The sequence below is a fragment of the Arcobacter suis CECT 7833 genome, from assembly GCF_003544815.1.
Lineage (GTDB): Bacteria > Campylobacterota > Campylobacteria > Campylobacterales > Arcobacteraceae > Aliarcobacter > Aliarcobacter suis.
In genome coordinates this window covers 241,460-266,890 of the sequence record NZ_CP032100.1, presented here as the reverse complement: position 1 = coordinate 266,890, position 25,431 = coordinate 241,460, and the positions used below count along the sequence as shown (strand labels likewise).

The following is a 25,431-nucleotide window of genomic DNA, read 5'->3' as shown; positions in this document are numbered from 1 at the left end:
TCTTTTTTTCTCCTAATTAAATTTTATATTTTTGATTTAGTTCTTCTAGTTTTGTATGCTCATTTTGCTCGGTATATAAAATTCTAAGATTATTTAAAGCACTATTATTTCCAGCATCTATTGCTTTTTTATAATAATCTTCTGCTTTTTCATATTCTTTTTGCCCATAATATAAATTTCCAAGATTATTTAAAGCATCATTAATTCCAGCATCTATTGCTTTTTTAAAATACTCTTCCGCTTTTTCATATTCTTTTTGCTCATTATATAAAACTCCAAGATTATTTAAAGCACCTGTATATCCAGCATCTATTGCTTTTTTATAAAACTCTTCTGCTTTTTCATACTCTTTTTGATCTTTATATAAGTTTCCAAAATTAATTAAAGCCCTATTATCACCACTTTCTAATGCTTTATTGTAATATTTTTCTGCTTTTTCATAATTGCCTTGCTTACAATATAAAGCACCTAAATTATTTAAAGCACTAATATGTCCAGCTTCTAATGCTTTATTGTAATACTCTTTCGCAATTTCATATTCTTTATTTAAATGATAACTTCTACCTTGTAAAAATAAATCTTCTGCTTCTGATTGCTGTTTTATTTCATCTTTGGCAGTTTTTACAGCTTCCGCTATTTTTTCTTGTGCATCTATTTCAAGTTCTTTAATTTTGTCTTGAAGTTGTTTATTCGCTTCATTTTTTATCCAATTTTCTGTTACTTTATAAGCTTCTTCTTTTGCAACTTCTTTCGACTCAGTTTTTGCCTTTGTATAACCTAACCAACCAGAGATTGCTGATACAATAGTAATAAGTAAACCTAATATCCCTGCAATAATCCCAAACCTATCAACATTACCACTAATATCCCCAATCCTTTTATCTAAACTCTCATTATCTTTTTTATTTTCAATTTTCTTTTCTTTTGTATCGTCAATTTCTTTTTTTAGCTCTTTTATCTCAGCTTTGAGTTCATCAATACTTTTTTGCTGTTGCTCTATTTTGTATTCATTTACTGATAGCTCAACTTTTGCATTGACATCCATATTAAAAACTATAAAAAAACTAAACATAAAAAATAAAACAAAATGCTTCATGATAACCTCAAATCTGAAAATAATTTAATACTCTATTGTAACACTTTAATTCTGACAAAAAATATTTTGTCAATATTTTTGACAAATTTATTTTTGTCATTTCTAAACCGCTAAAAGCACTAATAGTAAAACCGGTGGCGTAATAATAAGCCCAAATTTGCTGTATTCCCAAAAGCCTATTTTCACACCTTTTTTTGCTAAAACATGAAGCCATAATAAAGTAGCTAAACTACCAAATGGTGTCATTTTTGGTCCAAGGTTACACCCTATAATATTTGCATAAGCTAAAGCTTGATTTGGTATATCATGAAGGGCAATATCCATAATCATAACCGTTGGCATATTGTTCATAATAGCACTTAAAAATGCTGCAATAAATCCTGTTCCAATAATTGCAATTGTGTCACCTCTTAAAGCTAAATCTTTTAAAACAATCGTTAAATAATCCGTCAAACCAGCATTTTTAAGTCCATAAACCACAATATAAAGTCCAATACTAAACCAAACAACTTGCCAAGGAGCATCTTTTATAATGTGTCTTGCTTTTACTGTTTTTGAAAGTGAGGCAATTATTAAAAAAACAATTGCTCCACCTAAAGCAAAAATTGAAATAGGTAAATCATAAGCATCACCTAAAAAATATGCACATAATAAGAAGCCTAAAAAGAACCAAGAGAAATAAAATAAATTCATATTTTTAATAACACTTTTTGGCTCTTTTAACAAAGTTATATCAACAACTTTAGGAATATCTTTTCGTAAAAGTAACCATAAAAATCCTACTGAAACAAGAACACTTACAATAAATGGAACAATCATATTTAAAAAATATTCCATAAATCCAATACTAAAATAATTTGCTGTTACGATATTTGTAAGGTTTGAAAATACAAAAGGAAGCGATGCACTATCACTTATAAATCCACCTGCAAGTAAAAAAGCAACTATTGTTTTCATATTTAATTGTAAGATTCTCATTTTTGCAAGTAAAATTGGAGTTAAAATAAGTGCTGCTCCATCATTTGCAAAAAGTGCCGAAACAAAAGCACCTAGCAAAATAGAATAAATAAACATTAACATTCCATTTCCATTTGAAAACTTTGCCATTTTTAAAGCAGCCCATTCAAAAAATCCAATTTCATCTAAAACCATAGATAAAATAATAATTCCAATAAATGCTAAAGTTGCATCCCAAACTATATTTGTCACTATCATCACATCAGAAAAACTTACAACCCCAACAAGTAAAGCAACAATAGCTCCAATAACAGCTGTTGTTCCTATTTGTAAACCACGAGGTTGCCATATTACAAAGATTAAAGTAACAATAAAAATTAAACTTGCAACTATCATAAAATGTCCTCTTTTAACTCTTCAACACTTGCTTTTAAAACATAAACAAAAGTATCCACTTCAAACTCATCAAATCTTTCAACCGTAACAGGAAATCTTTCAAATTCTGCTCCTTCAAACTCATCTAAAAACTCCCAATGATTTATAAGATTGTCTGAATAAAATAAAAATCCATGAACAGTATCTCCATTTTCATTTAGTTTAATTCCAGGATAACCCATACTAGCACTCCAACCTGCATCTATTAGATTTCCTTTTACTGTTGCTGGTACAAATTTTCCTACAATGTTTTCTAAAACATGTCCATTTGGACAATTTGGCATCAAAGTTCCATATACAAAAAGTGTCTCTTTCAATCATTTTCCTTTGTTTCACAAGCTTTTTTTAGATTTGGTAATTCTATTTGAAGAGTTTCTATCTCTTTTATACAAGAAAGTCTAAACTCATCTAAGGGTGAACGAATGCTATAATAAGCCCATCTTCCTTCTCTTTCAAGTTTTAAAAAACCAGCTTCTTTTAAAATTTTTAGGTGTCGTGAAAGTCTTGATTGAATCATTTCAAATGAATTTTCCAAATCGCAAACACAACATTTTCCATAAATATTTATAAATTTAAGTATTTTTATTCTTGTTTCATCATTTAAAGCACTAACTGTTTTTAAAAAGATATCCATTTGCTTTCCTAAATTTTTTTGAAGTATAACAGAATAAATTTAATATATCAAGATATGTTGATATATTAAATTAAAAATAAGAGATTTTTTGATAATCACTTAAAAAAAGTGATTATCATAGGAAGAAAAATAGCTGTGAATATTCCACTAAGTCCCATAGCAAGTGCACCAAAAGCTGCTGCTTTTTCACTTATTTCAATAGCTCTGGCAGTTCCAATTCCATGAGAAACAAGTCCAAGTGCAAAACCTTTTGAAGTGTCGTGTTTTATATTTACAAGTTTAAAAACAATGGTTCCAAATAAAGCTCCGATTATTCCTGTTATTAATACAAAACCAACAGCTAAAGATGGAATTCCACCGATTTGTTGTGAAGTTATAATTGCAATTGGTGCTGTAATTGATTTTGTTGTCATTGATAAAATCGTTGGTAAATCAGCTCCAAAAATCCAAAGTAATGTAACAGCAATTGCTATTGAGAAAACACCTGCAATAAACAAAGTAAGAACTATTGGCAGAAAAAGTGATTTTATATATTTTAGATTTTTATATAAAGGCAATGCCAAGGCAACAGTTGCAGGACCTAAAAAGAAATGAATAATTTCTACACTTTTAAAATACTCTTCAAAAGAGGTATTTGTGAAAATTATTAAACTTAAAAGAATCACATAAGCTATGATTATTGGTTGTAATAAAGTGTGTTTATTACATCTTTCATAAATAATTATTCCTAATTTAAAAGCTGCCAATGTAGCAATCAGCCAAGTAAGTGGAGTTGAATGTATATAAGATATTAATGCCTCATAATTCATTTTTTTCTGCCTTTGTTGTAAGAAAATCCATAAATTTAGCAGCAAATATTAAAGCAACTAAAGTTCCAACAAATAATGCAATTGCTATTGCCCAAAATTCTTTTGTAATAATATCAATTTGAGTAATTATTCCCATTGCCGCTGGAATAAATAAAAGTGGTAAATATCTTAAATGCAAAGAAACTGCATTATCAAGACTTATAAAACTTCCTTTTCTTATTAATAAAAAAGCTAAGAGTAAAAGCATTCCAATTACAGGTCCTGGAACTAAAAGCACAAAAAATTTGGCTATACATTCTCCTATAAATTGAAATAACAATAAAATAATAATCCCTTTTAACATGGGCTTTTTCCTTTTAAAATGATTGAATAAAAATTATAAAGATTTTCGAAAAACAATCATATTTGATTTTGTAAATTTATGTTTTTTGTAAAAATTGTGAGCATTAAAATTATCACTATCGGTTAATAATGTAACTCTTTTAAACGAGTTTTTTTTCAAATAATCTAAAGTGAATTCTATCAAATTTGAACCAATTTTTTGGTTTTTAAACTCTTTAAAAACAACCATATCTTCTAAAATTGCAACTTTTTCACCTAAAGCTGTTGAAATAGTATATAAAATATTTACCATTGCAATAACTTTATTTTTTTTAACTGCTACAAAAATATCGCCGATATTTTCATCTTCTATGATTTTTTTTAAAGCTTTTTCTTGGCTTTTTTTGTTTGGAGTAAACTCAACTTCTTGGGAAAAAAGTTCCCAAAGAAGTTCACATAAAACTGGTATATCTTCAGTTTTTGCAACTCTAAAATCGAATTCTTCTATTTTATGCAAGTGGATCTTCTCCACTTGTCCAAGTAGCTAAATATTTTTCAACCAAATGAAAATCTTCACCCTTATGTTCTGTAAAAGTTATATATTGATTTTTAGTCTCTATTCCAAAATTGTGTTTTACAATCTCCATATATTTTAAAGCCAACTCTCTTCTTTTTTCAATTGTTCTCCCTTCTCTAATATCAAGATTCATCAAACAAATATCATCATTAATATCAGCTCTTCCAATAGTAAGGTTATATTTATCATACTCTCTTAAACTAACAGCAATATGGTCAGTTCCTGTATCCATAACTTCACTAAAAGTTTCTCTTATCTCATTTACAAAAATTTCTTTAGATTCATTTGATACTTTTTTATTTATTTCAAACTGTAAATGTGGCATTTTTTATCCTTTAATTATTTTTGAATAATTGATAAATCGAAGAGAAATCCTCTTCACCTTTTCCCATCATCTTCATTTTAGAAAACAGCTCTTTTGGGAGACACGCACTATAAAGTGGTAATTTTAGATTATATGCTAAATCTTGTAAAAGATGCAAATCTTTATTTATTGCATTATTTGAAAAATGTGCAGAAAAATCTTCATCTATTAGTTTTTGAGTTTTTGCTTTTAAAACAAGTGATTGACCACCACCAACTCCTAAAATTTCCAAAGCTTTTGCTTTAGGAATTTCACAACTCTCAGCCAATGCCGTACACTCTGCAAGTGTTGCCATAAATGAACCTAAACAAAGATTATTAATAAGTTTCATTTTTGTAGCACTTGAAGGAACGGGAAGATGAAAAATCTCTTTTGCAATTTTTTCTAAAATTGGTTTCATAGCTTCAAAAACTTCTGTTTTTCCAGAACTTACAACCGTTAATTCACCTTTAAGTGCTGGTGCAACTGAACCAAAAACTGGATTTTCAAGATAATTTCCACCTATATCATTAACTAATTTGTGAAATTCTAAAACCTCTTCATAATGATTTGTAGTTAAATCAATAATTGTTTTTCCTTTTAACTCTTCACATAAAAGTCCATTATTAGCTGTTAAAATTTGTTTTACAGCTTCGCTATCAAATAAACATAAAAAAATTACATCACATTTTTGAAGAATCTCTTTTGGAGATGAAACTATTTCATAACCTAAATCTTTTATTTTTTCTATATTTCTATTATAAACTACTAATGTTTCACCAAGTTGTGAAAGTCTTATTGTTATTGCAGTTCCTAAATTTCCTAATCCTATAAATCCAATTGCCATAAATTTGCTCCTTAGATATTTATTATTTATATTATAGAGAGTTAAAATAAAAAAAAGATGATATTTTGAAATTAGTTTTATGATAATTAAGAAGTTAATAGATGAGAAAATCTCATCTATTAAAAAAAGTGTTATTTTTTGAAGTCAGCTACGATTTTAGCTTTTAGTTTTGGAATTGTAAATCCAAACTCTTCGAATAAATCATTTGCAGGTCCTGAAGCTCCAAATGTATCCATTCCAAATACAACATCAGCAAATTTATAATATTCTAAACCTCTTGCTGCTTCAACTGCATAAACTCTTGTGTTTTTATCAATTACTTGGTCAATGTAAGATTGTTCTTGTTCAACAAATAAATCATAACAAGGAACTGAAACTACATTTGCAATAATTCCTTCTTTTTCTAACTCACAAGACGTTTGTAAAGCTAACATTAACTCAGAACCAGATGCCATAATAGTAATGTTTGCATTATCTCTTTTTTTAAGTAAATAAGCTCCATTTGCAACTGTTCCAAATGCTCTTTCATCTTTTAATACTTTTAAACCTTGTCTTGAGCAAACAAATGCAGTTGGTGCTTTCATTTTTAAAGCAACTTTCCAAGACTCTACATTTTCACTTGCATCTGCTGGTCTGAATGTATAGAAATTTGGTAATGCTCTAAATTGTGTTAAATGCTCAATTGGTTGGTGAGTTGGTCCATCTTCTCCAACTCCAATAGAATCGTGTGTCCAAACAAAGTGTTGAGGAATAGAAGCCAGTGCAGCTATTCTTGCACTTGGTTTTAAATAATCAGAGAAAACAAAAAATGTAGCAGAATAAACTCTAAATAAACCATATAAGTTCATAGCATTTGCCATTGCTGCCATTGCGTGTTCTTTAATTCCAAAGTGAATATTTCTTCCATTTGGGAAATCACCCATTCCCATTAATTCTGTTTTATTTGATGGAGCTAAGTCAGCACTTCCACCTAAAAATCCTGGTATTGCTTTTGCAATTGCATTTAAAATTTTGTGGTTTGAATCTCTTGTCGCAACACTTGAATCAGCTTCAAAAGTTGGATATTCAACTGCATCAAAATTTGGATTTTGTAGTTCAGCAATTTTTGCTTTTGCTTCACTACTCAAAGAATCATTCCAGTTGTTTTGAGCAATAGAACCCACTATTAATTTATCAAAAGCACCTTTTACATCAGCTGGTACAAAGAATTTTTCTTCAGGATTAAATCCAGCTTTTTCTTTTGATTTTGCAATTTCATCTTCACCTAATGGAGCTCCATGAGAATGATGACTTCCTTCCATTGTTACTGCACCTTTAGCGATTGCTGTTTTTGCAATAATTAAAACAGGCATAGTTGATGTTTTTGCAGCAACTAGAGCTTTATCAATTTGCTCAAAATTATGTCCATCTATTTCAATAACTTCAAAATCAATAGCTTGGAATCTTTTTTTAACATTTTCACTCCATGCAATTGTAGCTTCACCTTCAATAGTAATATTATTTGAATCATAAATAATTACAAGATTATCAAGTTTTAGGTGACCTGCTGTTGAAGTTGCTTCATAAGAAATTCCCTCTTGTAAATCTCCATCTCCACATAAACAATAAACTTTATGATTAATAACTTCTTTCCCTAAAATATTTTGAGCATATTTTGCAGCCGAGGCAAAACCAACAGCATTTGCAATACCTTGCCCTAAAGGTCCAGTTGTAATTTCAATACCATGAGTATGACCATATTCTGGATGTCCTGGAGTTTTCGAGTGAGTTTGTCTAAAGTTTTTCATATCATTTACAGATACATCAAATCCCCAAAGATGTAATAAAGAGTAAACTAATCCAGTTGCATGACCACCTGAAAATACTAATCTATCTCTATTTAGCCATTTTTCATCAGCTGGATTTACATTTAAATGTTTACTTAATACTGTTGCAATATCAGCTAATCCCATTGGAGCTCCAGGATGTCCTGAATTTGCTTGTTGTACCATATCAGCTGCTAAAAATCTGATTGTATCTGCTTGTTTTTGTAATAATTGTTTCGACATGATTATCCTATTTATTGAGTGAAGTTTTTCTAATTTTGTGCGATTATATCTAAATTAAATTAAATACAATATGAAGTAAATAGAGTTAAATTTTTGGAATAATAATTTTAAAAAAAGCACCTTCTGAAGAGTTTTTAACTGATAACTTTCCACTCATATTTTTTTCAATTATTAGTTTTGACATAAAAAGTCCAATTCCTGAACCCCCTACTTTTTCATAAGTAAAAAAAGGATCAAATATTTTTTCTATTGGGTTTACTTTTATTCCCCCAGCATTATCTTCAACAGTAGTAACAATATTTTCATTTTCTTCAAATATTGATATTTTTATATATGGATTTTTTATTTTTCTTTGAATTAAAACATCTTTAGCATTACTTATTATATTTATTAATACTTGAGAATAATCATTTTTATATCCTATCATTTCAGGATTTTTCTGAATAATAATATCAAGTTTTATATTGTGAGTTTTTAATCCTCCACTAATAATATTTATAGTTGAATTAATCTGCTCTAAAAGTTGAAATCTTATTTTTTCTTTATCTGTAGCAAAAAAATCTCTAAAATCATCAATAGTATTTGACATATATTTTGTAATATGATTTAACTTATTTATAGTTTCAAGTATCTCTTCTTTATCTAATGGCATATCAAGAAAGATTTTACCCTCAATCGGTAAAAATAAAGAGTTTATTTCCATAAGTGGTTGTCTCCATTGGTGAGCTATATTTCCTAACATTTCACCCAAAGACGCTAACTTTGCTTGTTGAAACATTAACTTATCTTTTTCTCTATTTTTTGCAACTTCTTCTTTAACTCTTTTTTCAAGTTCTTTGTTATTATGTTCTAATTCTAAGAACTCATCTATTTTTGTTTGTCTCATATCTAAATACCCTAAAAAATAAAATAAGAGAATTTCTTCTCTTATTTATCTAAATATCGTGATTTACTTGTATATCATCATCAATTAATAATTTAATTGTTGAATTAGCACCATTTGTTCCAGTATAAACATTATATTTTACACCATCAACATTAGTTGCTTCAGCTTCTTTCCATAAATCGGAATTTAAACTGATACTATCTTTATCATCACCTTTTATATAAATCTCTTTATCATCAGCTAATATTTCATCAAAATTTAATTTTATATCATTAGCCTTACCATTTTCAAGATCCACATAATTAACTTTATATTGTCCAATTATACTCGTCAGGTCAATATCACCTTCTCCATCAAAAGTAGTAGCTTGTGAACTTTCTTCTTTTCCATCAGTTGGGGTATCTGTTGAAGTAACACTTGTTTTAATGCTATTTAATTCTGTATCTGAAAGCTCTTTTTCATTTGTTAAAGTAAGTTTTGATTCACCATTCTCATCAAGTTTTATAGAATAAACTCCATTTTCATCAGCAATAATTTCTATCCCATCACTTCCATATACTTTTGAACCTTCTGGCACATTTTGTAAAGTTGCATTTGATAATTTTTCACTGCCATCTATATCAGTAAGTTTTGCATTTACTGAAATATCATAGTTGTAAACAGTTACTGTATCTTCTTTTTCACCTACTGTTTCATCGCTAAATACAATTTGTTCGATATTTTTTACAGTAATCGCTTGATTTGTATTTTGTTTATAAATATAGAATTCTTTATTTGCATATCCCTCATCATTTTTGTTTAACGATACATATTCTGTCCATGTAATTATTTTACCTGTTGCTTTATCTATAACACCATAATTACTTATTGAACCTTCAAGGTATAAAGTATCAAATCCTTTTCCACCATCAAATGTACTATTTCTAAAATCATTGAAATTACCTGGATTAAATCTAATTCCATCATTACCTAAACCAAGATTTACATTTACATTATTAACTTGTCCATTAATTTGAACAAAATCATTTCCTGCACCTGTTGAGATACTATTGCCATTACCATTGATATTTCCATTAATAATTATCTTATCAACTCCTACTCCTGTGGTAATATTTCCTTCAAAAGTTCCACCAACACTAATTGTATTATCTCCATCTCCTAAATCAATACTTGATTTATTTTGTATGTTTTGTCCCACAATAAGGGTGTCATTACCACTTCCCGTTGCAACACTCCCTGATAATACGCCAGCGATACTAATAGAATTATTTCCTTCTCCTAAATTAATTGAACCTTCTGCACTTTGGTTTACTATAACTTTATCATTACCTTCAGCAGAAGCAAGACTTCCTTTAAATCCACCAACAAAATCGGCTTCATTATTTCCATTTCCTAGATTTAAAGCTACACTTGCAGTTTGATTGAAAATAACTTTATCATCTCCTGAACCCGTATTTATAACTTTATTATTATTTACACTTGCAAATCTTAATATATCATTGCCAGAACCTGTTGTTACACTTCCACTATTAAAGTTTTGGAATGTTTTATCAACTGTTCCACTAAATTTCAAATTACAATTAATATCTTGAGAATTATTTCCCCAATCAGCTACTGCTTTTTCAGAAGTTAATACTTTTAGCTCTTTAATATCAGAGCCACTTCCGCTATTTCCATTACTCCCACTTCCAACTGTAACTTCGCTCGTTCCTGTTTTCGTAATATTTACAGTTAATTCTGGTGCATCAGCAACAGCAATAACATTAATAGTTGTTGTATATTCATTACTAAAGTTTCCACTTCCATCACCTACAGAGAATTTAAAACTTCCATCTTTATCGCTATTTGTAGTTGGTTCAAATACTACTTTTTTGGCACCAATATCAGCTAAAGAAATAATTTGGTCTTTTGTAATCTCAACTTTTGTATCTTCAATTGCAATAATTGTATTTCCATCTTTATCTATTATAGTTTCACCTTTTGTAACTATTAAATAAAGTTTTCCATTTTCTGGTAATTTAGTAATTTTAAACTCTATAGTATTTTGAGAAACATCACCAAAATCAGTTACTTTTAAAATATAAGCTGTATCTTCATTTGTTACAATACTATCATCAGAAGAAATTGCTGTTCCTGGAGTTACAGTTCCTGAAACAAAATCAAATACAGTTCCTGAAGTATTTACACCTTCATAGTTTCCGCCTTTAATTTCTACTATTCTTGCAACTACATTTGATAAATCACCTAAATCTTTAGGATCTATAGTTAAAGTTCCTCTACCTGTAGCATTTAGTTCAACTTCATATGTTTTACCATTTATTTCAACTACAGCTATTATTTTTCCTTGTGGAGGATAATTTTCATCTGTTTGAATATTAAATGTTACTTTTCCACCTTCAGTTATTACATCAACAATTTTTGTATTTACTACTTCTTTATAAACTATAGAATTGATTAAATAATCATCAATATTTGTTGGTGAAGAGAACTCAACTCTATCGAATGATATTAAATTACCATTTGAATCTGGTAATTCAAAAGTAAATAGTTCATCAACTTTATCTGAACTTCCTTTTGCATTTACTACTTTGATTACTTCACCATTTTCATTATAGTAAGTAACAATAGCTTTCGTTGTGCTTTGTCCATCTCCTTTAACTTCTGCATAACCTACAACTTTACCATCATTTATAAATGTAATTCTCGCTGTTTCATGGTTATTTCTCCATGCAAATGATACGTCAAGAGAATTAACATCTGCATCTGTAAACTCAACAACAATTTTCTCACCCATTCCAAGTTCTTGTGTATCACCATTTGAATTCTCTACAGAAGTAGTTGTCGTTACTTGATTTTTTCCTTTACCACTAGTTGTTGTTACTAGAGTTTCCACTCCAAATCCATCATGATCTGTTCCTTTAATAACTGATAAATTTGTTACTTTACCATCATTACCAATAGCTGTAATTTTTATACCATTAGTTCCATCTGTTTTTGTATTTACATCAATAATTTTAGGTGTTGTCGCTATTGCTGTGATTGTTACATCAATTGGATCAATATCATCTTTTATTGTAATAGTTGCTATTTTTTCTGATACATCTATTTTAGAATTTGATGTACTTTTTATAGATACGGTTTCTGTTGTTGTACCTTGTTGATAAGCATCATCTATTCTTGTAGTTTCAACCTCAATACTTCCTGAGATTTCACCTGCTCTAATTATAATTTGTTCATTATTGTCTAATGTTATTATTAAATCTTCTACTTGTGCTTTATCGATACTTGCAGTAACTGTTGCTTTTACTTTATTTCCAGTTGCTGTTCCATCAGTAACCTCTATTACTGTACTTCCTGTTAAAGTAATTATTGGTGGTATTGAATCTTGAACAGTTAATGTTCCAGCATTTACAACTGGGTTTTCAATTATTCCTTTATCACTTACTACAGTTGCTGTAATATCTTTTGTGGCATCTGCTTCTATTATTGAATCTGAATCTGCTGTAAATGTGAATGTTGCATCTTTTGAACCATTTTGAGTAAACTCAACTTCTGTTCCATCTGCTAATGTTACTGTTACAGTCTCTCCTGTTTTAAAGATATGTCCTGCTAATGTAACTTTTACTATTGCTGTAGTTGCATCTTCATTAACAGTTGCAGTACCTACTGTTACTGTTGTTGTATCTGTTGAATCTTGAACAGTTAATGTTCCAGCATTTACAACTGGGTTTTCAATTATTCCTTTATCACTTACTACAGTTGCTGTAATATCTTTTGTGGCATCTGCTTCTATTATTGAATCTGAATCTGCTGTAAATGTGAATGTTGCATCTTTTGAACCATTTTGAGTAAACTCAACTTCTGTTCCATCTGCTAATGTTACTGTTACAGTCTCTCCTGTTTTAAAGATATGTCCTGCTAATGTAACTTTTACTATTGCTGTAGTTGCATCTTCATTAACAGTTGCAGTACCTACTGTTACTGTTGTTGTATCTGTTGAATCTTGAACAGTTAATGTTCCAGCATTTACAACTGGGTTTTCAATTATTCCTTTATCACTTACTACAGTTGCTGTAATATCTTTTGTGGCATCTGCTTCTATTATTGAATCTGAATCTGCTGTAAATGTGAATGTTGCATCTTTTGAACCATTTTGAGTAAACTCAACTTCTGTTCCATCTGCTAATGTTACTGTTACAGTCTCTCCTGTTTTAAAGATATGTCCTGCTAATGTAACTTTTACTATTGCTGTAGTTGCATCTTCATTAACAGTTGCAGTACCTACTGTTACTGTTGTTGTATCTGTTGAATCTTGAACAGTTAATGTTCCAGCATTTACAACTGGGTTTTCAATTATTCCTTTATCACTTACTACAGTTGCTGTAATATCTTTTGTGGCATCTGCTTCTATTATTGAATCTGAATCTGCTGTAAATGTGAATGTTGCATCTTTTGAACCATTTTGAGTAAACTCAACTTCTGTTCCATCTGCTAATGTTACTGTTACAGTCTCTCCTGTTTTAAAGATATGTCCTGCTAATGTAACTTTTACTATTGCTGTAGTTGCATCTTCATTAACAGTTGCAGTACCTACTGTTACTGTTGTTGTATCTGTTGAATCTTGAACAGTTAATGTTCCAGCATTTACAACTGGGTTTTCAATTATTCCTTTATCACTTACTACAGTTGCTGTAATATCTTTTGTGGCATCTGCTTCTATTATTGAATCTGAATCTGCTGTAAATGTGAATGTTGCATCTTTTGAACCATTTTGAGTAAACTCAACTTCTGTTCCATCTGCTAATGTTACTGTTACAGTCTCTCCTGTTTTAAAGATATGTCCTGCTAATGTAACTTTTACTATTGCTGTAGTTGCATCTTCATTAACAGTTGCAGTACCTACTGTTACTGTTGTTGTATCTGTTGAATCTTGAACAGTTAATGTTCCAGCATTTACAACTGGGTTTTCAATTATTCCTTTATCACTTACTACAGTTGCTGTAATATCTTTTGTGGCATCTGCTTCTATTATTGAATCTGAATCTGCTGTAAATGTGAATGTTGCATCTTTTGAACCATTTTGAGTAAACTCAACTTCTGTTCCATCTGCTAATGTTACTGTTACAGTCTCTCCTGTTTTAAAGATATGTCCTGCTAATGTAACTTTTACTATTGCTGTAGTTGCATCTTCATTAACAGTTGCAGTACCTACTGTTACTGTTGTTGTATCTGTTGAATCTTGAACAGTTAATGTTCCAGCATTTACAACTGGGTTTTCAATTATTCCTTTATCACTTACTACAGTTGCTGTAATATCTTTTGTGGCATCTGCTTCTATTATTGAATCTGAATCTGCTGTAAATGTGAATGTTGCATCTTTTGAACCATTTTGAGTAAACTCAACTTCTGTTCCATCTGCTAATGTTACTGTTACAGTCTCTCCTGTTTTAAAGATATGTCCTGCTAATGTAACTTTTACTATTGCTGTAGTTGCATCTTCATTAACAGTTGCAGTACCTACTGTTACTGTTGTTGTATCTGTTGAATCTTGAACAGTTAATGTTCCAGCATTTACAACTGGGTTTTCAATTATTCCTTTATCACTTACTACAGTTGCTGTAATATCTTTTGTGGCATCTGCTTCTATTATTGAATCTGAATCTGCTGTAAATGTGAATGTTGCATCTTTTGAACCATTTTGAGTAAACTCAACTTCTGTTCCATCTGCTAATGTTACTGTTACAGTCTCTCCTGTTTTAAAGATATGTCCTGCTAATGTAACTTTTACTATTGCTGTAGTTGCATCTTCATTAACAGTTGCAGTACCTACTGTTACTGTTGTTGTATCTGTTGAATCTTGAACAGTTAATGTTCCAGCATTTACAACTGGGTTTTCAATTATTCCTTTATCACTTACTACAGTTGCTGTAATATCTTTTGTGGCATCTGCTTCTATTATTGAATCTGAATCTGCTGTAAATGTGAATGTTGCATCTTTTGAACCATTTTGAGTAAACTCAACTTCTGTTCCATCTGCTAATGTTACTGTTACAGTCTCTCCTGTTTTAAAGATATGTCCTGCTAATGTAACTTTTACTATTGCTGTAGTTGCATCTTCATTAACAGTTGCAGTACCTACTGTTACTGTTGTTGTATCTGTTGAATCTTGAACAGTTAATGTTCCAGCATTTACAACTGGGTTTTCAATTATTCCTTTATCACTTACTACAGTTGCTGTAATATCTTTTGTGGCATCTGCTTCTATTATTGAATCTGAATCTGCTGTAAATGTGAATGTTGCATCTTTTGAACCATTTTGAGTAAACTCAACTTCTGTTCCATCTGCTAATGTTACTGTTACAGTCTCTCCTGTTTTAAAGATATGTCCTGCTAATGTAACTTTTACTATTGCTGTAGTTGCATCTTCATTAACAGTTGCAGTACCTACTGTTACTGTTGTTGTATCTGTTGAATCTTGAACAGTTAATGTTCCAGCATTTACAACTGGGTTTTCAATTATTCCTTTATCACTTACTACAGTTGCTGTAATATCTTTTGTGGCATCTGCTTCTATTATTGAATCTGAATCTGCTGTAAATGTGAATGTTGCATCTTTTGAACCATTTTGAGTAAACTCAACTTCTGTTCCATCTGCTAATGTTACTGTTACAGTCTCTCCTGTTTTAAAGATATGTCCTGCTAATGTAACTTTTACTATTGCTGTAGTTGCATCTTCATTAACAGTTGCAGTACCTACTGTTACTGTTGTTGTATCTGTTGAATCTTGAACAGTTAATGTTCCAGCATTTACAACTGGGTTTTCAATTATTCCTTTATCACTTACTACAGTTGCTGTAATATCTTTTGTGGCATCTGCTTCTATTATTGAATCTGAATCTGCTGTAAATGTGAATGTTGCATCTTTTGAACCATTTTGAGTAAACTCAACTTCTGTTCCATCTGCTAATGTTACTGTTACAGTCTCTCCTGTTTTAAAGATATGTCCTGCTAATGTAACTTTTACTATTGCTGTAGTTGCATCTTCATTAACAGTTGCAGTACCTACTGTTACTGTTGTTGTATCTGTTGAATCTTGAACAGTTAATGTTCCAGCATTTACAACTGGGTTTTCAATTATTCCTTTATCACTTACTACAGTTGCTGTAATATCTTTTGTGGCATCTGCTTCTATTATTGAATCTGAATCTGCTGTAAATGTGAATGTTGCATCTTTTGAACCATTTTGAGTAAACTCAACTTCTGTTCCATCTGCTAATGTTACTGTTACAGTCTCTCCTGTTTTAAAGATATGTCCTGCTAATGTAACTTTTACTATTGCTGTAGTTGCATCTTCATTAACAGTTGCAGTACCTACTGTTACTGTTGTTGTATCTGTTGAATCTTGAACAGTTAATGTTCCAGCATTTACAACTGGGTTTTCAATTATTCCTTTATCACTTACTACAGTTGCTGTAATATCTTTTGTGGCATCTGCTTCTATTATTGAATCTGAATCTGCTGTAAATGTGAATGTTGCATCTTTTGAACCATTTTGAGTAAACTCAACTTCTGTTCCATCTGCTAATGTTACTGTTACAGTCTCTCCTGTTTTAAAGATATGTCCTGCTAATGTAACTTTTACTATTGCTGTAGTTGCATCTTCATTAACAGTTGCAGTACCTACTGTTACTGTTGTTGTATCTGTTGAATCTTGAACAGTTAATGTTCCAGCATTTACAACTGGGTTTTCAATTATTCCTTTATCACTTACTACAGTTGCTGTAATATCTTTTGTGGCATCTGCTTCTATTATTGAATCTGAATCTGCTGTAAATGTGAATGTTGCATCTTTTGAACCATTTTGAGTAAACTCAACTTCTGTTCCATCTGCTAATGTTACTGTTACAGTCTCTCCTGTTTTAAAGATATGTCCTGCTAATGTAACTTTTACTATTGCTGTAGTTGCATCTTCATTAACAGTTGCAGTACCTACTGTTACTGTTGTTGTATCTGTTGAATCTTGAACAGTTAATGTTCCAGCATTTACAACTGGGTTTTCAATTATTCCTTTATCACTTACTACAGTTGCTGTAATATCTTTTGTGGCATCTGCTTCTATTATTGAATCTGAATCTGCTGTAAATGTGAATGTTGCATCTTTTGAACCATTTTGAGTAAACTCAACTTCTGTTCCATCTGCTAATGTTACTGTTACAGTCTCTCCTGTTTTAAAGATATGTCCTGCTAATGTAACTTTTACTATTGCTGTAGTTGCATCTTCATTAACAGTTGCAGTACCTACTGTTACTGTTGTTGTATCTGTTGAATCTTGAACAGTTAATGTTCCAGCATTTACAACTGGGTTTTCAATTATTCCTTTATCACTTACTACAGTTGCTGTAATATCTTTTGTGGCATCTGCTTCTATTATTGAATCTGAATCTGCTGTAAATGTGAATGTTGCATCTTTTGAACCATTTTGAGTAAACTCAACTTCTGTTCCATCTGCTAATGTTACTGTTACAGTCTCTCCTGTTTTAAAGATATGTCCTGCTAATGTAACTTTTACTATTGCTGTAGTTGCATCTTCATTAACAGTTGCAGTACCTACTGTTACTGTTGTTGTATCTGTTGAATCTTGAACAGTTAATGTTCCAGCATTTACAACTGGGTTTTCAATTATTCCTTTATCACTTACTACAGTTGCTGTAATATCTTTTGTGGCATCTGCTTCTATTATTGAATCTGAATCTGCTGTAAATGTGAATGTTGCATCTTTTGAACCATTTTGAGTAAACTCAACTTCTGTTCCATCTGCTAATGTTACTGTTACAGTCTCTCCTGTTTTAAAGATATGTCCTGCTAATGTAACTTTTACTATTGCTGTAGTTGCATCTTCATTAACAGTTGCAGTACCTACTGTTACTGTTGTTGTATCTGTTGAATCTTGAACAGTTAATGTTCCAGCATTTACAACTGGGTTTTCAATTATTCCTTTATCACTTACTACAGTTGCTGTAATATCTTTTGTGGCATCTGCTTCTATTATTGAATCTGAATCTGCTGTAAATGTGAATGTTGCATCTTTTGAACCATTTTGAGTAAACTCAACTTCTGTTCCATCTGCTAATGTTACTGTTACAGTCTCTCCTGTTTTAAAGATATGTCCTGCTAATGTAACTTTTACTATTGCTGTAGTTGCATCTTCATTAACAGTTGCAGTACCTACTGTTACTGTTGTTGTATCTGTTGAATCTTGAACAGTTAATGTTCCAGCATTTACAACTGGGTTTTCAATTATTCCTTTATCACTTACTACAGTTGCTGTAATATCTTTTGTGGCATCTGCTTCTATTATTGAATCTGAATCTGCTGTAAATGTGAATGTTGCATCTTTTGAACCATTTTGAGTAAACTCAACTTCTGTTCCATCTGCTAATGTTACTGTTACAGTCTCTCCTGTTTTAAAGATATGTCCTGCTAATGTAACTTTTACTATTGCTGTAGTTGCATCTTCATTAACAGTTGCAGTACCTACTGTTACTGTTGTTGTATCTGTTGAATCTTGAACAGTTAATGTTCCAGCATTTACAACTGGGTTTTCAATTATTCCTTTATCACTTACTACAGTTGCTGTAATATCTTTTGTGGCATCTGCTTCTATTATTGAATCTGAATCTGCTGTAAATGTGAATGTTGCATCTTTTGAACCATTTTGAGTAAACTCAACTTCTGTTCCATCTGCTAATGTTACTGTTACAGTCTCTCCTGTTTTAAAGATATGTCCTGCTAATGTAACTTTTACTATTGCTGTAGTTGCATCTTCATTAACAGTTGCAGTACCTACTGTTACTGTTGTTGTATCTGTTGAATCTTGAACAGTTAATGTTCCAGCATTTACAACTGGGTTTTCAATTATTCCTTTATCACTTACTACAGTTGCTGTAATATCTTTTGTGGCATCTGCTTCTATTATTGAATCTGAATCTGCTGTAAATGTGAATGTTGCATCTTTTGAACCATTTTGAGTAAACTCAACTTCTGTTCCATCTGCTAATGTTACTGTTACAGTCTCTCCTGTTTTAAAGATATGTCCTGCTAATGTAACTTTTACTATTGCTGTAGTTGCATCTTCATTAACAGTTGCAGTACCTACTGTTACTGTTGTTGTATCTGTTGAATCTTGAACAGTTAATGTTCCAGCATTTACAACTGGGTTTTCAATTATTCCTTTATCACTTACTACAGTTGCTGTAATATCTTTTGTGGCATCTGCTTCTATTATTGAATCTGAATCTGCTGTAAATGTGAATGTTGCATCTTTTGAACCATTTTGAGTAAACTCAACTTCTGTTCCATCTGCTAATGTTACTGTTACAGTCTCTCCTGTTTTAAAGATATGTCCTGCTAATGTAACTTTTACTATTGCTGTAGTTGCATCTTCATTAACAGTTGCAGTACCTACTGTTACTGTTGTTGTATCTGTTGAATCTTGAACAGTTAATGTTCCAGCATTTACAACTGGGTTTTCAATTATTCCTTTATCACTTACTACAGTTGCTGTAATATCTTTTGTGGCATCTGCTTCTATTATTGAATCTGAATCTGCTGTAAATGTGAATGTTGCATCTTTTGAACCATTTTGAGTAAACTCAACTTCTGTTCCATCTGCTAATGTTACTGTTACAGTCTCTCCTGTTTTAAAGATATGTCCTGCTAATGTAACTTTTACTATTGCTGTAGTTGCATCTTCATTAACAGTTGCAGTACCTACTGTTACTGTTGTTGTATCTGTTGAATCTTGAACAGTTAATGTTCCAGCATTTACAACTGGGTTTTCAATTATTCCTTTATCACTTACTACAGTTGCTGTAATATCTTTTGTGGCATCTGCTTCTATTATTGAATCTGAATCTGCTGTAAATGTGAATGTTGCATCTTTTGAACCATTTTGAGTAAACTCAACTTCTGTTCCATCTGCTAATGTTACTGTTACAGTCTCTCCTGTTTTAAAGATATGTCCTGCTAATGTAACTTTTACTATTGCTGTAGTTGCATCTTCATTAACAGTTGCAGTACCTACTGTTACTGTTGTTGTATCTGTTGAATCTTGAACAGTTAATGTTCCAGCATTTACAACTGGGTTTTCAATTATTCCTTTATCACTTACTACAGTTGCTGTAATATCTTTTGTGGCATCTGCTTCTATTATTGAATCTGAATCTGCTGTAAATGTGAATGTTGCATCTTTTGAACCATTTTGAGTAAACTCAACTTCTGTTCCATCTGCTAATGTTACTGTTACAGTCTCTCCTGTTTTAAAGATATGTCCTGCTAATGTAACTTTTACTATTGCTGTAGTTGCATCTTCATTAACAGTTGCAGTACCTACTGTTACTGTTGTTGTATCTGTTGAATCTTGAACAGTTAATGTTCCAGCATTTACAACTGGGTTTTCAATTATTCCTTTATCACTTACTACAGTTGCTGTAATATCTTTTGTGGCATCTGCTTCTATTATTGAATCTGAATCTGCTGTAAATGTGAATGTTGCATCTTTTGAACCATTTTGAGTAAACTCAACTTCTGTTCCATCTGCTAATGTTACTGTTACAGTCTCTCCTGTTTTAAAGATATGTCCTGCTAATGTAACTTTTACTATTGCTGTAGTTGCATCTTCATTAACAGTTGCAGTACCTACTGTTACTGTTGTTGTATCTGTTGAATCTTGAACAGTTAATGTTCCAGCATTTACAACTGGGTTTTCAATTATTCCTTTATCACTTACTACAGTTGCTGTAATATCTTTTGTGGCATCTGCTTCTATTATTGAATCTGAATCTGCTGTAAATGTGAATGTTGCATCTTTTGAACCATTTTGAGTAAACTCAACTTCTGTTCCATCTGCTAATGTTACTGTTACAGTCTCTCCTGTTTTAAAGATATGTCCTGCTAATGTAACTTTTACTATTGCTGTAGTTGCATCTTCATTAACAGTTGCAGTACCTACTGTTACTGTTGTTGTATCTGTTGAATCTTGAACAGTTAATGTTCCAGCATTTACAACTGGGTTTTCAATTATTCCTTTATCACTTACTACAGTTGCTGTAATATCTTTTGTGGCATCTGCTTCTATTATTGAATCTGAATCTGCTGTAAATGTGAATGTTGCATCTTTTGAACCATTTTGAGTAAACTCAACTTCTGTTCCATCTGCTAATGTTACTGTTACAGTCTCTCCTGTTTTAAAGATATGTCCTGCTAATGTAACTTTTACTATTGCTGTAGTTGCATCTTCATTAACAGTTGCAGTACCTACTGTTACTGTTGTTGTATCTGTTGAATCTTGAACAGTTAATGTTCCAGCATTTACAACTGGGTTTTCAATTATTCCTTTATCACTTACTACAGTTGCTGTAATATCTTTTGTGGCATCTGCTTCTATTATTGAATCTGAATCTGCTGTAAATGTGAATGTTGCATCTTTTGAACCATTTTGAGTAAACTCAACTTCTGTTCCATCTGCTAATGTTACTGTTACAGTCTCTCCTGTTTTAAAGATATGTCCTGCTAATGTAACTTTTACTATTGCTGTAGTTGCATCTTCATTAACAGTTGCAGTACCTACTGTTACTGTTGTTGTATCTGTTGAATCTTGAACAGTTAATGTTCCAGCATTTACAACTGGGTTTTCAATTATTCCTTTATCACTTACTACAGTTGCTGTAATATCTTTTGTGGCATCTGCTTCTATTATTGAATCTGAATCTGCTGTAAATGTGAATGTTGCATCTTTTGAACCATTTTGAGTAAACTCAACTTCTGTTCCATCTGCTAATGTTACTGTTACAGTCTCTCCTGTTTTAAAGATATGTCCTGCTAATGTAACTTTTACTATTGCTGTAGTTGCATCTTCATTAACAGTTGCAGTACCTACTGTTACTGTTGTTGTATCTGTTGAATCTTGAACAGTTAATGTTCCAGCATTTACAACTGGGTTTTCAATTATTCCTTTATCACTTACTACAGTTGCTGTAATATCTTTTGTGGCATCTGCTTCTATTATTGAATCTGAATCTGCTGTAAATGTGAATGTTGCATCTTTTGAACCATTTTGAGTAAACTCAACTTCTGTTCCATCTGCTAATGTTACTGTTACAGTCTCTCCTGTTTTAAAGATATGTCCTGCTAATGTAACTTTTACTATTGCTGTAGTTGCATCTTCATTAACAGTTGCAGTACCTACTGTTACTGTTGTTGTATCTGTTGAATCTTGAACAGTTAATGTTCCAGCATTTACAACTGGGTTTTCAATTATTCCTTTATCACTTACTACAGTTGCTGTAATATCTTTTGTGGCATCTGCTTCTATTATTGAATCTGAATCTGCTGTAAATGTGAATGTTGCATCTTTTGAACCATTTTGAGTAAACTCAACTTCTGTTCCATCTGCTAATGTTACTGTTACAGTCTCTCCTGTTTTAAAGATATGTCCTGCTAATGTAACTTTTACTATTGCTGTAGTTGCATCTTCATTAACAGTTGCAGTACCTACTGTTACTGTTGTTGTATCTGTTGAATCTTGAACAGTTAATGTTCCAGCATTTACAACTGGGTTTTCAATTATTCCTTTATCACTTACTACAGTTGCTGTAATATCTTTTGTGGCATCTGCTTCTATTATTGAATCTGAATCTGCTGTAAATGTGAATGTTGCATCTTTTGAACCATTTTGAGTAAACTCAACTTCTGTTCCATCTGCTAATGTTACTGTTACAGTCTCTCCTGTTTTAAAGATATGTCCTGCTAATGTAACTTTTACTATTGCTGTAGTTGCATCTTCATTAACAGTTGCAGTACCTACTGTTACTGTTGTTGTATCTGTTGAATCTTGAACAGTTAATGTTCCAGCATTTACAACTGGGTTTTCAATTATTCCTTTATCACTTACTACAGTTGCTGTAATATCTTTTGTGGCATCTGCTTCTATTATTGAATCTGAATCTGCTGTAAATGTGAATGTTGCATCTTTTGAACCATTTTGAGTAAACTCAACTTCTGTTCCATCTGCTAATGTTACTGTTACAGTCTCTCCTGTTTTAAAGATATGTCCTGCTAATGTAACTTTTACTATTGCTGTAGTTGCATCTTCATTAACAGTTGCAGTACCTACTGTTACTGTTGTTGTATCTGTTGAATCTTGAACAGTTAATGTTCCAGCATTTACAACTGGGTTTTCAATTATTCCTTTATCACTTACTACAGTTGCTGTAATATCTTTTGTGGCATCTGCTTCTATTATTGAATCTGAATCTGCTGTAAATGTGAATGTTGCATCTTTTGAACCATTTTGAGTAAACTCAACTTCTGTTCCATCTGCTAATGTTACTGTTACAGTCTCTCCTGTTTTAAAGATATGTCCTGCTAATGTAACTTTTACTATTGCTGTAGTTGCATCTTCATTAACAGTTGCAGTACCTACTGTTACTGTTGTTGTATCTGTTGAATCTTGAACAGTTAATGTTCCAGCATTTACAACTGGGTTTTCAATTATTCCTTTATCACTTACTACAGTTGCTGTAATATCTTTTGTGGCATCTGCTTCTATTATTGAATCTGAATCTGCTGTAAATGTGAATGTTGCATCTTTTGAACCATTTTGAGTAAACTCAACTTCTGTTCCATCTGCTAATGTTACTGTTACAGTCTCTCCTGTTTTAAAGATATGTCCTGCTAATGTAACTTTTACTATTGCTGTAGTTGCATCTTCATTAACAGTTGCAGTACCTACTGTTACTGTTGTTGTATCTGTTGAATCTTGAACAGTTAATGTTCCAGCATTTACAACTGGGTTTTCAATTATTCCTTTATCACTTACTACAGTTGCTGTAATATCTTTTGTGGCATCTGCTTCTATTATTGAATCTGAATCTGCTGTAAATGTGAATGTTGCATCTTTTGAACCATTTTGAGTAAACTCAACTTCTGTTCCATCTGCTAATGTTACTGTTACAGTCTCTCCTGTTTTAAAGATATGTCCTGCTAATGTAACTTTTACTATTGCTGTAGTTGCATCTTCATTAACAGTTGCAGTACCTACTGTTACTGTTGTTGTATCTGTTGAATCTTGAACAGTTAATGTTCCAGCATTTACAACTGGGTTTTCAATTATTCCTTTATCACTTACTACAGTTGCTGTAATATCTTTTGTGGCATCTGCTTCTATTATTGAATCTGAATCTGCTGTAAATGTGAATGTTGCATCTTTTGAACCATTTTGAGTAAACTCAACTTCTGTTCCATCTGCTAATGTTACTGTTACAGTCTCTCCTGTTTTAAAGATATGTCCTGCTAATGTAACTTTTACTATTGCTGTAGTTGCATCTTCATTAACAGTTGCAGTACCTACTGTTACTGTTGTTGTATCTGTTGAATCTTGAACAGTTAATGTTCCAGCATTTACAACTGGGTTTTCAATTATTCCTTTATCACTTACTACAGTTGCTGTAATATCTTTTGTGGCATCTGCTTCTATTATTGAATCTGAATCTGCTGTAAATGTGAATGTTGCATCTTTTGAACCATTTTGAGTAAACTCAACTTCTGTTCCATCTGCTAATGTTACTGTTACAGTCTCTCCTGTTTTAAAGATATGTCCTGCTAATGTAACTTTTACTATTGCTGTAGTTGCATCTTCATTAACAGTTGCAGTACCTACTGTTACTGTTGTTGTATCTGTTGAATCTTGAACAGTTAATGTTCCAGCAACTGTATCAGCTGTATCAACAGGAATATTAGCTATAGATTCATTTAAATTCTCCCATCTTGCAGTATCTGCAATATCATTTAATCCTCTATCATTTATAGAAAAAATAGAATTAAATGTTGATCCATTACCAGTAGCATTTCCACCTGCTTCAGCTCCTGCTGCTGCTGCACCTAATGATTCTAACAATGTTTGATAATTTGTTATTAATGTTAAGTTTGAGCTTACATTATCTCCCAGTTCTACTGGTTTTGAAAGCAATGCTTCTAATCTATCTATTATTTCTCCACCATCAAAGCTATTATTCTCGACTATACTATCTACATCTTTTTCATTTAAATCTTTATTTATTATTATTGCTGTTGGGTTAGGCATATTTGTTGTATTTGCTTGTAGAAGTGGCACGATACCATTCAATTCTACTTTTATACTTTTACCATTTACATTAAATGTTAGAGTTACTGATTCTTGATTATCTTTAAAATTTAGTACATAATTTGAAAAACCATTTGAGAACACATATTGTTCACCTTTTATTGTATTAAATTGCAAATCGCTATTTAAATCTACAACTTTTTGTCCACTCTGTGTTTTTATTGTTAATTTCATCTTATATCTCCTGAAAGTGTCAGACAATTATTATCTCTTATTTGTAAAAGTATAATTTTGTATTATTATACTATATTAATAAAGTCTCTAAAAAGTTTTTTTA

At 31.3% G+C, this 25,431-nt stretch carries 12 protein-coding genes; all 12 read right to left on the bottom strand.

The window, feature by feature from the left end:
• Nucleotides 1-16: 16 nt before the first annotated feature.
• The 12 genes from ASUIS_RS01265 to ASUIS_RS01210 all read right to left on the bottom strand — a co-directional run bounded on the left by ASUIS_RS01265 (nucleotide 17) and on the right by ASUIS_RS01210 (nucleotide 25,328).
• Nucleotides 17-1,096, bottom strand: coding sequence for a tetratricopeptide repeat protein (locus tag ASUIS_RS01265; RefSeq protein WP_118885338.1), 1,080 nt, complete (start codon nucleotides 1,094-1,096; stop codon nucleotides 17-19).
• Nucleotides 1,097-1,198: 102 nt separating this feature from the next.
• Entirely contained in the window at nucleotides 1,199-2,449 is a 1,251-nt protein-coding gene (locus tag ASUIS_RS01260; protein ID WP_118885337.1) for an arsenic transporter, read from the bottom strand.
• Nucleotides 2,446-2,805, bottom strand: coding sequence for a gamma-glutamylcyclotransferase family protein (locus ASUIS_RS01255; protein WP_118885336.1), 360 nt, complete (start codon nucleotides 2,803-2,805; stop codon nucleotides 2,446-2,448). The genes ASUIS_RS01260 and ASUIS_RS01255 overlap by 4 nt, the downstream gene beginning before the upstream one ends.
• Nucleotides 2,802-3,122: an ArsR/SmtB family transcription factor gene (locus ASUIS_RS01250; RefSeq protein WP_118885335.1), complete on the bottom strand. Its 321-nt coding sequence runs from the start codon at nucleotides 3,120-3,122 to the stop codon at nucleotides 2,802-2,804. The genes ASUIS_RS01255 and ASUIS_RS01250 overlap by 4 nt, the downstream gene beginning before the upstream one ends.
• Nucleotides 3,123-3,217: 95 nt before the next feature.
• The gene (locus ASUIS_RS01245; protein ID WP_118885334.1) at nucleotides 3,218-3,931 is read right to left on the bottom strand and encodes an LrgB family protein; all 714 of its coding nucleotides are present in this window, start codon (nucleotides 3,929-3,931) and stop codon (nucleotides 3,218-3,220) included.
• Nucleotides 3,921-4,274 (bottom strand): CidA/LrgA family protein, encoded by a 354-nt coding sequence (locus tag ASUIS_RS01240; protein WP_118885333.1) that lies wholly within the window; start codon nucleotides 4,272-4,274, stop codon nucleotides 3,921-3,923. The genes ASUIS_RS01245 and ASUIS_RS01240 overlap by 11 nt, the downstream gene beginning before the upstream one ends.
• 33 nt (nucleotides 4,275-4,307) lie before the next feature.
• On the bottom strand, nucleotides 4,308-4,769 hold the full coding sequence (locus tag ASUIS_RS01235) for a GNAT family N-acetyltransferase (protein ID WP_204513365.1): 462 nt from the start codon (nucleotides 4,767-4,769) through the stop codon (nucleotides 4,308-4,310).
• Nucleotides 4,762-5,154 carry a tautomerase family protein gene (locus tag ASUIS_RS01230; protein WP_118885332.1) on the bottom strand — a complete coding sequence of 131 codons (393 nt, stop codon included), beginning with the start codon at nucleotides 5,152-5,154 and terminating at the stop codon, nucleotides 4,762-4,764. The genes ASUIS_RS01235 and ASUIS_RS01230 overlap by 8 nt, the downstream gene beginning before the upstream one ends.
• A 10-nt stretch (nucleotides 5,155-5,164) precedes the next feature.
• Entirely contained in the window at nucleotides 5,165-6,019 is an 855-nt protein-coding gene (locus ASUIS_RS01225) for an NAD(P)-dependent oxidoreductase (protein ID WP_118885331.1), read from the bottom strand.
• A gap of 131 nt (nucleotides 6,020-6,150) precedes the next feature.
• Nucleotides 6,151-8,067: a transketolase gene (tkt, locus tag ASUIS_RS01220; RefSeq protein ID WP_118885330.1), complete on the bottom strand. Its 1,917-nt coding sequence runs from the start codon at nucleotides 8,065-8,067 to the stop codon at nucleotides 6,151-6,153.
• A gap of 85 nt (nucleotides 8,068-8,152) precedes the next feature.
• Nucleotides 8,153-8,953 (bottom strand): sensor histidine kinase, encoded by an 801-nt coding sequence (locus tag ASUIS_RS01215; RefSeq protein ID WP_118885329.1) that lies wholly within the window; start codon nucleotides 8,951-8,953, stop codon nucleotides 8,153-8,155.
• A 49-nt stretch (nucleotides 8,954-9,002) separates the two neighbouring features.
• A complete protein-coding gene (locus tag ASUIS_RS01210) occupies nucleotides 9,003-25,328 on the bottom strand; it encodes an immunoglobulin-like domain-containing protein (RefSeq protein ID WP_118885328.1) in 16,326 nt (5,441 codons plus the stop codon).
• Between the last annotated feature and the right edge of the window lie 103 nt (nucleotides 25,329-25,431).

Bases quoted from the DNA above. Each gene is read 5' to 3' on its own strand.
- ASUIS_RS01250 (WP_118885335.1), bottom strand. From the start codon at position 3,122: ATGGATATCTTTTTAAAAACAGTTAGTGCTTTAAATGATGAAACAAGA.
- ASUIS_RS01265 (WP_118885338.1), bottom strand. From the start codon at position 1,096: ATGAAGCATTTTGTTTTATTTTTTATGTTTAGTTTTTTTATAGTTTTT.
- ASUIS_RS01245 (WP_118885334.1), bottom strand. From the start codon at position 3,931: ATGAATTATGAGGCATTAATATCTTATATACATTCAACTCCACTTACT.
- ASUIS_RS01215 (WP_118885329.1), bottom strand. From the start codon at position 8,953: ATGAGACAAACAAAAATAGATGAGTTCTTAGAATTAGAACATAATAAC.
- ASUIS_RS01225 (WP_118885331.1), bottom strand. From the start codon at position 6,019: ATGGCAATTGGATTTATAGGATTAGGAAATTTAGGAACTGCAATAACA.
- ASUIS_RS01240 (WP_118885333.1), bottom strand. From the start codon at position 4,274: ATGTTAAAAGGGATTATTATTTTATTGTTATTTCAATTTATAGGAGAA.
- ASUIS_RS01230 (WP_118885332.1), bottom strand. From the start codon at position 5,154: ATGCCACATTTACAGTTTGAAATAAATAAAAAAGTATCAAATGAATCT.
- ASUIS_RS01210 (WP_118885328.1), bottom strand. From the start codon at position 25,328: ATGAAATTAACAATAAAAACACAGAGTGGACAAAAAGTTGTAGATTTA.
- tkt (WP_118885330.1), bottom strand. From the start codon at position 8,067: ATGTCGAAACAATTATTACAAAAACAAGCAGATACAATCAGATTTTTA.
- ASUIS_RS01260 (WP_118885337.1), bottom strand. From the start codon at position 2,449: ATGATAGTTGCAAGTTTAATTTTTATTGTTACTTTAATCTTTGTAATA.